The sequence below is a fragment of the Actinotalea sp. C106 genome (assembly GCF_023630195.1).
In the GTDB taxonomy this organism is placed as follows: Bacteria; Actinomycetota; Actinomycetes; order Actinomycetales; family Cellulomonadaceae; genus Actinotalea.
This window is the reverse complement of record NZ_JALPKN010000081.1, coordinates 1-11961: the sequence shown is the minus strand read 5'-3', so window position 1 is coordinate 11961 and position 11961 is coordinate 1. Positions and strand designations below refer to the sequence as shown.

12 protein-coding genes and 1 other RNA gene are annotated in these 11961 nt (G+C 71.3%); 7 read left to right on the top strand and 6 right to left on the bottom strand.

The features are described 5' to 3' along the window. Nucleotides 1-145: 145 nt before the first annotated feature. Nucleotides 146-418, bottom strand: coding sequence for an HPr family phosphocarrier protein (locus tag L0B03_RS07625; protein WP_250445217.1), 273 nt, complete (start codon nucleotides 416-418; stop codon nucleotides 146-148). A 190-nt stretch (nucleotides 419-608) separates the two neighbouring features. Continuing rightward, nucleotides 609-1280, bottom strand: coding sequence for a histidine phosphatase family protein (locus L0B03_RS07620; RefSeq protein WP_250445216.1), 672 nt, complete (start codon nucleotides 1278-1280; stop codon nucleotides 609-611). Between the two features lie 265 nt (nucleotides 1281-1545). Between L0B03_RS07620 and L0B03_RS07615 the strand changes: the two genes are divergently transcribed. The 5 genes from L0B03_RS07615 to ssrA all read left to right on the top strand — a co-directional run bounded on the left by L0B03_RS07615 (nucleotide 1546) and on the right by ssrA (nucleotide 5706). Then, complete coding sequence (locus L0B03_RS07615) at nucleotides 1546-3465, top strand: beta-glucoside-specific PTS transporter subunit IIABC (protein ID WP_250445215.1); 1920 nt, start codon at nucleotides 1546-1548, stop codon at nucleotides 3463-3465. Between the two features lie 122 nt (nucleotides 3466-3587). Continuing rightward, entirely contained in the window at nucleotides 3588-4451 is an 864-nt protein-coding gene (locus tag L0B03_RS07610) for a PRD domain-containing protein (RefSeq protein WP_284501522.1), read from the top strand. Further along, entirely contained in the window at nucleotides 4448-4687 is a 240-nt protein-coding gene (locus L0B03_RS07605) for a PTS transporter subunit EIIB (protein ID WP_250445213.1), read from the top strand. The genes L0B03_RS07610 and L0B03_RS07605 overlap by 4 nt, the downstream gene beginning before the upstream one ends. A gap of 77 nt (nucleotides 4688-4764) precedes the next feature. Continuing rightward, the gene (locus L0B03_RS07600; RefSeq protein ID WP_250445212.1) at nucleotides 4765-5190 is read left to right on the top strand and encodes a hypothetical protein; all 426 of its coding nucleotides are present in this window, start codon (nucleotides 4765-4767) and stop codon (nucleotides 5188-5190) included. A gap of 148 nt (nucleotides 5191-5338) precedes the next feature. Beyond that, nucleotides 5339-5706, top strand: a transfer-messenger RNA (tmRNA) gene (gene ssrA / locus L0B03_RS07595). A 104-nt stretch (nucleotides 5707-5810) separates the two neighbouring features. Here ssrA and L0B03_RS07590 read toward each other — a convergent pair. From L0B03_RS07590 to L0B03_RS07580, 3 genes are all read right to left on the bottom strand, one after another. Further along, nucleotides 5811-7034: a TIGR03862 family flavoprotein gene (locus L0B03_RS07590; protein WP_250445211.1), complete on the bottom strand. Its 1224-nt coding sequence runs from the start codon at nucleotides 7032-7034 to the stop codon at nucleotides 5811-5813. Between the two features lie 356 nt (nucleotides 7035-7390). Further along, nucleotides 7391-8872, bottom strand: a complete 1482-nt coding sequence (locus tag L0B03_RS07585) for a PQQ-binding-like beta-propeller repeat protein (protein WP_250445210.1) — start codon at nucleotides 8870-8872, stop codon at nucleotides 7391-7393. 10 nt (nucleotides 8873-8882) lie between these two features. Next, a complete protein-coding gene (locus L0B03_RS07580; protein WP_250445209.1) occupies nucleotides 8883-9533 on the bottom strand; it encodes an LON peptidase substrate-binding domain-containing protein in 651 nt (216 codons plus the stop codon). Between L0B03_RS07580 and L0B03_RS19275 the strand changes: the two genes are divergently transcribed. Further along, nucleotides 9532-10383, top strand: coding sequence for a type IV toxin-antitoxin system AbiEi family antitoxin (locus tag L0B03_RS19275; protein WP_308200020.1), 852 nt, complete (start codon nucleotides 9532-9534; stop codon nucleotides 10381-10383). The two genes, L0B03_RS07580 and L0B03_RS19275, sit on opposite strands and share 2 nt — an antisense overlap. Further along, nucleotides 10380-11141 carry a nucleotidyl transferase AbiEii/AbiGii toxin family protein gene (locus L0B03_RS07570; RefSeq protein WP_250445208.1) on the top strand — a complete coding sequence of 254 codons (762 nt, stop codon included), beginning with the start codon at nucleotides 10380-10382 and terminating at the stop codon, nucleotides 11139-11141. The genes L0B03_RS19275 and L0B03_RS07570 overlap by 4 nt, the downstream gene beginning before the upstream one ends. Nucleotides 11142-11177: 36 nt before the next feature. Here L0B03_RS07570 and L0B03_RS07565 read toward each other — a convergent pair. After that, a partial coding sequence (locus L0B03_RS07565) for a C-terminal helicase domain-containing protein (protein WP_250445207.1) occupies nucleotides 11178-11961 on the bottom strand: 784 nt, incomplete at its 5' end.

Genomic DNA, 11961 nt, shown 5'->3' with positions numbered 1-11961 from the left:
GCCTCGCAGCCCGTGCTCGACCAGTGGCGCTCGGAGGCGGCCTCGTCCTGCGGGGCCCGGGGGGCGGGGCGCAGCTGGGCCACGGGTGCGACCGCCACCCCGCGTCCGACACCGAGACCGGTCAGCGCTGGGCTCGTCGTGAGGCTCATGAGGCGGCGTCGAGGTCCGTCTCGAGCAGGGCCACGAGCTCCTCGAGGGCGGCCTCGGCCTCGACGGACTCCGAGGCGAGCACCACCTCCTCACCGTGGTCGAGGGCCATGCCCATGACCATGAGCACGCTCGACGCGGGGACCCCGTCGCCGCCGGCGCGGGCGATCGTGATCGGGAAGCCCGTGGCCGCGGCGGCCTGGGTGAACTGGGACGCCGGTCGGGCGTGGAGGCCCGAGCTGGACCTGATCGTGGCTCGTCGTTGCAGCACCGCTCTTGCTCCCCGTCGTCCTTGAGCGTCCGCACCCGTGTGGTGGGGACAAAAAAAGACCCAGGACGCGGCGCGGGCGGGCCCGACGACGACATCCCAGGTCTTGCCTGATCGAGATCAGTAACAATCCTCGGCAGTGATGTGCTTTATACGCCTCGCTCCGGAGCACCGTCAAAACGACACGGCCGGCTCACTCCGGGCCGGCGGGCACGGGCGGCTGCGGCAGGCCCTGGGCCGCAGGGTCCAGCCCCGCGAGGACCACGCGCCGGCCTCCGTCGGCGTGGATCTCGACGGTGGAGATGCTCGCGTTGGCCAGGGGGCTCACCGCTGCTCCGTGCACCATGACCAGGTAGGCCATCAGGGTCACGCCGTGCCCGACCACCAGCACGTGCTCGTCGTCGCGGTGGGCAGCGACGATCTGCTCGAAGGCGGCCTCGACCCGAGCCAGGTACGTCGGGGACGACTCCCCGCCGGGCAGCCCCTCGAAGGTACCCATGAGCACACCGGTGAACATCTCGTGGGGGTCGATGCGCGCCCACAGCTCGACCTCGAGGGTGGCCTCGTAGTCGCCGAAGCTGAACTCGCGCAGGCCGTCCAGCGTGGTGAGCCCCGTGCCCGGGTGGTGCCTCAGCAGCTCACGGGCCGTGGCCACCGTCCGCCCCGACGGGCTCGCGTACGCGGCCGCGAAGGACGTGCCGCTCAGGTGCTCGGCCGTCACGCGTACCCCACGCAGGCCTTCCTCGGTGAGCGGCGAGTCGCACCAGCCCTGGAGCCGACCCTCGCTGTTGTAGACCGTGCGACCGTGGCGGACCAGGTGCAAGGTCAGGGGCGTGGAACTCGGGGCGGGATCGGCAGGGGGCACGGTCGCCGATGCTAGCCCCCGGGCATGGAGCCGGGTCGAGCGCGGTCGGACCTGAGGGTGGACACGGCGTGGACGCGACGCTATGTTCCCTTTCCGGACGGCACGCCGTCCCGCCGGTTCTGGGATTGTTACTGCACTCCAGGCAAAACCCAAGCTCTGGCCGAGTCCTCGCCCCCGCGAGCGACCAGGCCCACGAGCTTGGGTTTTTTTGTTGCCCGGACCAGCCCAGGCGGGTCGCTCAAACGGACTGGTTCAAGGAGGAATCGTGAAGTACGACGCAACAGCGGCCGCCGTCCTGGACGGGGTCGGTGGCGAGTCCAACGTGAGCTCGGTGGTGCACTGCGCCACCCGCCTGCGCTTCAAGCTCGTCGACCGTGACAAGGCCGACAAGGCCGCCGTCGAGGCCACCCCCGGCGTCATCACCGTGGTGGAGAGCGGCGGTCAGTTCCAGGTCGTCATCGGCAACGACGTGCCGACCGTCTACGCCGAGCTCGGCAAGATCTCCTCGCTGACCGGGGAGCGCGCCCAGACTGCCGAGGCAGGCCCCAAGGGCAACATCCTCAACCGGGCGATCGACCTGATCTCCTCGATCTTCAGCCCGATCCTCTGGGCCCTGGCCGGCACCGGCCTGCTCAAGGCGCTGCTCGCCCTCGTGGTCACCCTGGGCTGGCTCGACGCCACCACCCAGAGCTACACGATCCTGTACTCGGCCTCGGACGCACTGATCCACTTCCTGCCGGTCCTGCTCGCGGTGACCTCCGCGAAGCGGTTCGGCGCCAACCAGTTCGTCTCCATGGCGATCGCCGGTGCCCTGGTCTACCCGGACATCATGGCCCTCAACACCGGTGACCCGGTGAGCTTCTTCGGCCTGCCGGTGGTGATGGTCAGCTACGTCTCCTCGGTGATCCCGATCATCGTCGCCGTGTGGGTGCAGAGCCACCTCGAGCGCTGGCTGCACCAGGTGCTGCCCAGCACGGTCCGCAACTTCCTCTCCCCCATGCTCGTCGTGCTCGTGCTGGTGCCGCTCACCCTGCTGACCATCGGGCCGGCCACCACCTACGCCGGCCAGGGCATCTCCCACGGCATCGAGGCGCTGTGGTCCCTGAGCCCCGCCGTGGGCGGCGCACTCATGGGTGGCCTGTGGCAGGTCTTCGTGATCTTCGGCCTGCACTGGGCCTTCGTGCCGATCATCACCAACGACCTGGGCGTCCAGGGCTACTCGCTGCTGACCGGCCCGCTCTTCGCCGCGGTGCTCGCCCAGGCCGCTGCCGCCCTGGGAGTGTTCATCCGCACCCGCAACGCCGAGCTGCGCCAGATCGCCGGCCCCTCGACGGTCTCCGGGTTCCTCGCCGGTGTCACCGAGCCCGCGATCTACGGCGTGACCCTGCGCCTCAAGAAGCCCTTCGTCTACGGCGTGATCGCCGGCGCCGTCGGTGGTGGCATCGCCGCCGCGGGTGGCTCGGCCGCCGAGGGCTTCGTCCTGCCGGGCCTCATCACCATCACCTCGACGATCAACATCGGCAGCTTCACCATGCAGCTGATCGGCACCGGTGTGGCCGTGGTGCTGGCCCTCGTCCTGACCCTCACCCTGGGCTTCAAGGACCTGCCGGCCTCAGCACCGGCCGCCGTCCCCGCCGAGGACGTCGCGAAGAACGACACCCCGTCCGACGACGCCGCGACCGCCACCGGCAGTGCTGCTGCCGCAGGCGGTGGCACGGCGACGTTGACCCGCACCGCGGTGGTCGAGGTGGGCGCGCCGCTCGAGGGCCGCGTGATCGCCCTGGCCGAGGTTCCCGACCAGGTGTTCTCCTCCGGGGCCCTGGGCGAGGGCGTCGGACTGGTGCCGACCTCGGGCGAGATCCACGCCCCGGTCGCGGGTGAGCTGGTCAGCGTCATGCCGCACGCCTTCGGCATCCGCACGGCCGACGGCGTCGAGCTGCTCGTCCACGTGGGCATCGACACCGTCCAGCTCAAGGGCCAGCACTTCACCACGGCTGCCACGCAGGGCTCCACGGTGGCCCAGGGCGAGCTGCTCGGCACGGTCGACCTCGACGGGGTGCGGGCCGCCGGCTACGACCCCACCACCGTCGTCCTGGTGACCAACAGCAGCGACGTACCGAGCGTGGTCGTCGCCGATCCCGGTGCCGTGCAGCGCGGGGCCACGGTCCTGACCGTGGTGCAGTGATCCCGCTGCACCGACCCCGGGCCGGGACGCGCGTCGTCCCCGGCTCCTGATCCCCTCCTGGGCCTGTCGGCTCCCCCGGCCGGCGGGCCCAGGAGGATCATGATCCCGGTAGTCCACGCGAGCTGCGAAGGAGGAGGCGCGTTCAGGTCAGCAAGGTCTTCAACAACAACGTCGTGCTCGGTGTGGACGAGCGAGGCTCGGAGCACGTGCTCATGGGCCGCGGGCTGGGCTTCCAGGCCCACGCCGGTGACGCGGTCGACACCGAGCGCGTCGAGCGCACCTTCGTGGCCAGCGGCACGCAGACCGCAGAGCGCATCGCCGCCTTCGTCGAGGAGATCCCCCTCGCCGACATCGAGGTGACCGAGGAGATCGTCCGCGCGGGCCGTGAGGCGTTGGGCGACCACGTGACCGAGCACGTGCTGGTGCCGCTGGCCGACCACATCAGCTTCGCGCTGCGACGGGCCGAGGACGGCTCGCAGATCGAGTACCCCCTGCAGTGGGAGGTGCCCTACCTGTACCCGGCCGAGGTCGCGTTCAGCCGGGTGGCCCTGCGGATCATCGAGGAGCGACGGGGCGTGCGCCTGCCCGACCTCGAGGCCATCCCCCTGGCCCTGCACTTCGTCAACGCGCAGTTCGGGGCACCGGACATGAGCACCACGGTCCGCATGACCGAGGTGCTCACCGAGACCCTGGCGATCATCCGCGCCGAGTACGCCATCGAGATCGACGAGCAGTCCCTCGACGTCGCCCGGTTCGTCACGCACCTGCGCCACCTCTTCCTCCGCGAGCAGCAGGGTGGCCCGCGCAGCCCCGTCACCGGGGACGACCTGCACGACGCGGTCCGCGCCGCCCGTCCTCGCGCCTACGCGTGCGCGACCCGCATCGGCGCCCTGCTCACCGAGCGCTTCGGCTGGGACGTGACCGAGGACGAGCGCCTGTACCTCGCCCTGCACGTCTCGCGCCTGACCGCGGGGGGTGCCGCGTGAGCTCCCTCGCCGAGCGGATCCTCGACCTGGCGGGCGGCCCGGCCAACGTCCGCGACCTGACGCACTGCTACTCCCGTCTGCGACTGACCTTGCACGAGGACGCCGCGGCCGACGAGGGAGGGCTGCGCGACCTGCCCGAGGTCGTCGTCGTCGTGCGGCAGGGCGGGCAGCTCCAGCTCGCCCTGCGGCAGGACCTGGTCGCGACCCACGACGCGATGGCGGCCCTGCTCACCTGAGGGTGGCGACGACGCGCGCCGGGTGCGGCCCCGACGTAGGTTCGGTGGAGCACCACCGTCACGACCCGAGGAGAACCATGAGCCTTCGTCTCGCCCACCTGCCCGGCCGCCTCGCTGCGGGGGCGCTGATCCTGGACTCAGGCCTGAACAAGCGCAACGCCGACGCCGAGACGGCCGCCGGCCTGCACGGCCTGGCCGCGGGGACCTACCCCGAGGTCGCCGACATGGACCCGCAGGAGTTCGTCAAGAACCTGTCCCGCGCGGAGATCGCCCTCGGCACCGCACTGATCCTCCCGTTCGTCCCGACGACCGTGGTGGCCCTCGCCCTGGGCGCGTTCTCCGGCGGACTGCTGCGGATGTACCTCAAGACCCCAGGGCTGACCAAGGAGGGCTCGGTGCGCCCGACCCCCGACGGCCTGGCCATCGCCAAGGACGTGTGGCTCGCGGGCATCGCCGGCGGCCTGCTGCTCGACGTCCTGACCCCGCGGCGACGCAAGCACTGAGGGTGGTCGCGCCGGTCACGGCGTCGTCGGGGATCGCTGGAGGGCTCCCCCACCGGAATACCGGCGACGCCGCGGCCGATGTCGCGTAGAGTTGGACTGCTCGTCCCCGTGGCCCCGGCTGCTGGAGCGAGTGCTTCACAACTGCACAGGGGGTGATCGGTTTCGACGATGGTTGTCGATCCAGGAGAAGCGAGTCGAGGATGCAAGGTTATCTCGTAAACGCTCCTTGCAAACCAATAGGTGCCGATTCCAAGCGCACCGACTTCGCACTCGCCGCCTGAGCGAGTCCTGAAGTCCGTCAGCCTGAGGTAGCTCTCGACTCAGTGTCTGGCGTCATCTAGAGAGCCACTGCTCGCAGCCTGCGTCACAGGGGCTGCGGGGACTTGCACTGTGACTGAGCCCGTCAGCACCTTGTCTGCGTGAGTGCTGGGGCCGAGAAAATCACAGCAGACTGCACTCGGAGAAGCCCTGGTTCGCTGCCGTCGGACGCGGGTTCGATTCCCGCCACCTCCACCCCTGTGATCTGCGCGATTCGCAGGTCCTCGCAGTACGAGAATGGCCACCTGCCCACGCGGGTGGCCATTCTTGTGCCAGCGTGCCCGCCTCCCTGCGGGTCGCGCTCAGGGCGCCGCACGCTCGAGCCAGCCGATCGCACCACGAGCAGCCGCTACACCGGTGCTGAAGCACGCCTGCAGGAGGTAGCCGCCCGTCGGGGCCTCCCAGTCGAGCATCTCCCCAGCGACGAAGGTTCCCGGCAGGTCACGGAGCATGAGCGACGCGTCGACCTGCGACCAACCGATCCCGCCCGCGGTGGAGATCGCCCGCTCGATCGGCATGGTGCCCACGACCTCCACCGGAGCCGCCTTGACCAGGGAGGCCGTCGCCAACGGCTCGGTCGGCAAGGCGCCCGCCAGGGCCTCGCGCAACAGGGCGATCTGGACTGGGTCCAGCCCGAGGCTGCGCCGCAACCAGGTGGACCCGGAGTCCTTGGGCCGACGTCTCTGGAGCCGCACGGCGACCTGGTCGAGCTCGAGGTCGGGAAGGAGGTCGACCTCCAGGACGCACCGCCCGTCGCGCTCGAGCGCCTCCCGGATCCCGGCGCCGACGGCGTAGACCGGACCGCCCTCCAGCCCGGCCCTGGTCACCACCGCGTCCCCACGCGAGGCCCCGCCCCCGCAGACCCTCAGGCGGACCTGCTTGAGCGGCGTTCCCTCGAACCGGCCCGAGAACACCTCGCTCCACGCGACCCGCACCCCGACGTTCGCCGGACGCAGGCTCGCCACCGCCACACCGCGACCGGCGAAGGGCTCGACCCATCCGCCGTCCGAACCCAGCCGGGGCCACGACGCCCCGCCGAGGGCGAAGAGCGTGACGTCGCTGCGCACCTCCGTCACCTCCCCCTCGCGGCCGGTGAAGCGCAGCCCCGCGCCGTCCTCGGTCCACCCTGTCCAGTGCTGGCGGCGCTCGATGCTCACCCCCAGCTCGGCGAGGCGGGCCAGCCAGGCCCGGACCAGGGGTGTCGCGCGGAAGGACTGCGGGAACACCCGTCCGCTGGAACCCACGAACGTCGGCTCGCCCAGCTCGGCGCACCAGGCGCGCAGCTCCTCGGGTCCGAAGGCCTCGAGCATCGGCGCGAGCTCGTCAGCGGCAGGTCCGTACCGGCCGAGCATCGGCTCGCGGCCCTCGGAGTGGGTGATGTTCAACCCACCATGACCCGCCAGGAGAAACTTGCGCGCAGGTGACGGCATGCGGTCGAAGACCGTGACGGCGACGCCGGCCCGCGCGAGCACCTCTGCGGCGACGAGGCCGGCCGGCCCACCACCGACGACGGTCGCGGTGCTCATGGGCCCACCGATCCCCGGGAGTCCCTGCGGAGCGCCATCCGCGGAATGTACCCCACCAGGCACAGCCCCCGGGTCTGAGGACGGCGCCCCCGCTCAAGGGCCCTCCCTTGGCGCCTCGGTAGCAATGACCGGCGCCTCCCCGCGCACAGCTCCCGGCACGCCACGGCCCGGCCTGGGTCTTCCCTCCCCGCGGAAGCCGAGACCATGTTCGCGAGCATCTACCCACCGCGTACGGGCCTGTTCCGGCGCTCGTAGACGGTGGCACGCTTCCAGGTCACCGCAGCGGAGCCGCTGTCAGCCCTCGAGGTGCGTGGTCATCCGCTCTCGTCTGACCTCACCCGTGCATCGTCCTCACCTCAACCGCCCTCGCGTGGTCCGGCCCCGAAGATCAGAGCGGTGCCATCGCTGGCCCGGACCAGGACGACGTCCCCGAAGAACCCGGCGTAGAGCGTGCCCTCAGGGATCGACACGGTCCAACGCACCTCGCCGGTGCGGACCTCGCGCGCGGCGAGCACGAGTCCCGTCGAGTCGTCGAACGTCGGCACGAGAATCACTTCGCCGTCCGACATCGTGCTGATGTTCGGCGGGATGCGTGCGGCGCTCTCCCACAAGGTCTCCCCGGTAGCGACCTCGAGCGCGACTGCCCGGCCACCGCCCACGGCGACGAGCACGCCGTCCACCTGGATGCGCGGGGATACCCCCGCGAAGAGCTCACCCTCCCAGCGGATCGCCCCCGTGCGGGCGTCGACACCGACGACCGCCCCGGACCCGGGCAGAAGTCCGGCCTCCACGCGACGCATGGTGATGACGTCGTCGGCCGACCCGTCGCTCACCGGTGGCAACCAGGGCTCGGCCTCGACCTCGAACCGCAGGGCCCCGTCCGGCTCGAGCACCTGGGTGGCGGCGACGCCGTGGCTCTCGTCCCTCAGCGGGACCAGGGATCCACCATCCGCGACCTGCCGCCCGCCCGGTGCGGGCGCCTCCTCCGGCAGCTCCACTCCCGTCTCCAGGTCCAGCGCCGTCGTGCCGGGTGGGCCCCACCAGAGCAGACCGTCGTCCACGCTGAGGGCGCGACCGGCGTCCGCGATCGTCATCGCCAGACCCTCCGGTGCGGGTCGCGCCCACACGAGTCGCCCCGAGTCGACGTCCCACCGCTGCACCTGCATCTCGCCCGCCACGCTCGAGGCGACGAAGAGGTCCGGGCCGTGCCCGCCAGCCGCCATGACGCTCCCGGCGACCTCGAGCTCAGCGACCGGAGTGCCCGTCGCGACCAGCAGGACCACCACGGTACTGACCCCCGCCCCCTCAGGGCCTTCCGCCGGCACCTCGTGGACCGTGCGGCAGGCAATCCACTCTGGAGCCCGGGCGACGTCCCCACCGCCCTGCTCTGCGGACCCGGCAGGCGTGCGCACCCTCTCGACAGACTGGCACGCCTCGTCCGTGCCGTACTCACGGCTCCACAGCACGTCGCCGGACGCGAGGTCGACCCCCTGGAGCAGCCCGGCGTGGGCGAAGGCGGCAACACCGTCGTCAGCCATGACCTCGGTGCCGATCTGTTCTTGCCACAGCTCCTCGAGGGGGCCCTCCATGTGCGGCAGGACGCCAGGGATGCTCGCCAGCTCCGCTCGGCGGGCATCCTCGCGGCGGTCCTCGACGACGCTGCCGACGACGAAGACCCCGATCGCCACGACGACAGAAGCCAGGGCAAGCCACCACCTGCGACGACGGTTCGACGCGCTGCCCGCCTCAGGTCCGTGCGGCTGGCGCTCCGGGTGCGGAGCGTGGTCCTCGCTCAGCGACACCTCGACGACGCCGCGGTCCCGCCTGCTGTGCCCCATCGCCCCCAGCCTACGGAGCGGCGTCGTCCTGATCGTCCTCTGCCCAGCCGGCGGTGAAGCGGACCTCCGCGGCCTGCGTCTCCTCGACCAGCGTGGCGAGGAGCTCCTCGGCGGTCCTCGACCTGAGCATGGCGAACTGGTCGAGCGAGCCGAGCGGTGCGATCCCGGCGACCTGCCAGATGCGCTGCGAGGGCTCGGGCGACAGCTCGACGTCGGGAGCCCAGGGCAGCTCGACGAACTCGCTCGCCCTGGTCAGCGTCGCGCGCACCACGCCCTCGGCCGAGGCGAGCGCAGGCACGGTCTCCTCGTCCATCTCGAGCGGCTCGAGCTCCCGCACCTCGGCCCGGGGGTACGGGTCGTCGCCGAGCCAGCGCACCACCTCGAAGCGCGCAGCGCCGGTCGCGAGCAGCTCGATCGTCCCGTCGCTGATCTCGACCCTCGCGACCCGGGCGACGGTGCCGACGTCGAACCGGACGTCTCCCCCGCCGACCTCCCAGCCGCGCTCGATGAGCACCACACCGAACTCACGCTCGGGATCGCCGAGCACCGCGGAGAGCATCGCGACGTAGCGTGGCTCGAAGACGCGCAGCGGCAGGGGCATCTCCGGGAACAGCACGGATCCCAGGGGGAACATCGCCAGCTCACGCGTCTCACCGGGCATGACAGCCATCGTGCCGTGGCCGGGGCAGGCCTGCGCGACGAAGCGCTGGTCCGTGCGTGCGCAGCGGTCCCTCAGACCACGCCCTCGGCGGCGAGCGCGTCCGTCAGCATGCCGCTGGGCGCCGAGGCGGGGTAGCCCCAGCACCTGCGCACTCAACGTGCACCAGCTTCGTGAGGACACGATTACTGTGCATTTCTTAGTCCACGTGACTAAACTCTGCATGGTGAACACCGAGCGTGAGGTACGCAGGCTTCTTGCGCGAGCGCCGATGCAGACGGTTCGCGCCCCGAGCCTTGCTGGCCTCTACTCGCACCCCGGGCCTGAGCTCGCGATCCTCAACCGCCGTGGTGTGGTGCACCGCCTCGCTCACGGCATCTACTGCGCCGTCCCACCGGAGCATGCGGGCGGCGGCTGGAGGCCGGCGCTTGAGACAGCAACTGGCGCCGTCGCGACCGCTCTGTACGGCGCCCAGGTACCGGTCCTGACCGGACTCACTGCTGCGCGCATGCATCGAGCCCTCCCCCGCGCGATCGGCGTCGGCTACGTCGCCGTCCCCACCCAACGCCGACCGCTTCGACTGACCGATCGCGAGGGTCAGGTCCGATTCGTCATGCGCGCAGTCGGTGAGCTCGACGCTGTGGCCATGGCAACGGAGCTCGGCCACGTCCTGGTGACGACTCCCGAGCAGACGGTGCTCGACCTCGCGCGCGCTGATCCCCGGACCGAGGACCTGGACGCCCAGGAGGCCATCGATGCCCTGTGGCCGTCGTGCGACCCGGCGGTGCTCGAGCAGATCGCCGGCCACCAGCGCATGCGCGCCACCTACGCACGAGTCGCGGCAAAGCGATGACCGTCTCCCCGTTCGACGAGTGGGCGGCTGTCGCCGAGCGCTTCGGCGTCGACATGGAGCAGGTGCGCCGGGACCACCTGATCTCCCACCTGCTCGGCGCGATCGCGGCCGGAGTCCCCTCCGACGACGTCGTCTTCTTCGGGGGCACAGCGCTCTCGCGCACCTACCTGACCGATGCCCGGCTCAGCGAGGACCTCGACCTCATCGCGTTGGCGCCCCGCGGTGACGTCGCCGCGCAGATCGCGACAGCTGTGCAGCGGGGTCTAGCCCGCAGCCACGGCCGCCCGACCTGGCGCCCCGCGCTCAGCGCGACGTCGGGCAACCAACCGGCGACAGTTGGTGTGCAGGGGACCGCGAGCGTCCAGGTTCAGCTCCTCAGCGGCGAGGGCTACCTCTGGCCGACGGAAGTGCGGGACATCGACCAGCGCTACAGCGACGCCCCGCCCGCACGCCTGCGGACCCTGACAGCGGCAGGGTTCGCAGCCGCGAAGCTCAGCGCGTGGATGGACCGGCACGCACCCCGCGACCTGTACGACCTCTGGGCTCTGGCTGAGCAAGCTCGCATCGATACCGACGCTGTCGAGGTATTCACTCGCTGCGGTCCGCAGGGTCGGCCCCCGGCGAGCTGGGTGTTCACCGCGGCCCCTGACGAGACAGCGTGGCGCCGCGCGCTCGGACACCAAACGAGACTGCGAGTCACTGCCGAAGAAGCGCTCGAGTCCGTCCGGGAGGCGTGGCGCGCAGCCGGATCGAACTAGTCCGACCGTTGGCCCGCAGGGACGGCGCGCCGCGCCTCAGACCACGCCCTCGGCGGCGAGCGCGTCGGTGAGCATGCCGACCAGGGCGTCGAGCTGCACGTCGGTGGACGAGGTCTCGTCCTCACCGGCCCCGTCCAGCGCCCGCGCGGCCAGCCCTGACTTGCTGTCGATCAGCGTGGCGATCTTGGCGTCGATGGTCTGGGCGGCGATCACCCGCCAGGCGGTGACGGGCTCGGCCTGGCCGATCCGGTGAATGCGGTCGATGGCCTGGGTCTGCTCGGCGTGGGTCCAGGACAGCTCGGCGAGCACCAGGTTCGACGCGACCTGCAGGTTCAGCCCCACGCCAGCGGCCGTCAGCGAGCACACCGCGATCGAGACCTCGGGGTCCCCCGTGAACGCGGCGATGTTCTTCTCGCGGACCTTGGGCGTCTGGTCGCCGCGGATCGAGGCGTAGCGGATCCCGCGGTCGGCGAAGGTCTGCTCAGCCTGGTCCATCACGTCGACGTGCTTGGCGAAGAACACCACCTTGCCGACGTTGCGGGCCAGCTGCGCGGCGTAGTCGGCAGCGAGCCCCGCCTTGGCCTGACCGATGCGGCGGACCATCGTGAAGACGTTCTCGCCCTTGGCCTTCGAGCTCGAGTCCTTGAGCTCTGCGGCGGCCACCCGGCGAGCGAGCGCGTGGTCGACCCCGTCCACGACGACGTCGCTCGTGCGCGCCTCGAGCGCGGCCCGGTAGCGCTGCACCAGCCGCCGGGCGAGCACCTCCTCGGCGGCGCGGATCGAGCGCCCGACCGCCCCGTCGAGCTCGACGGGCAGGTCC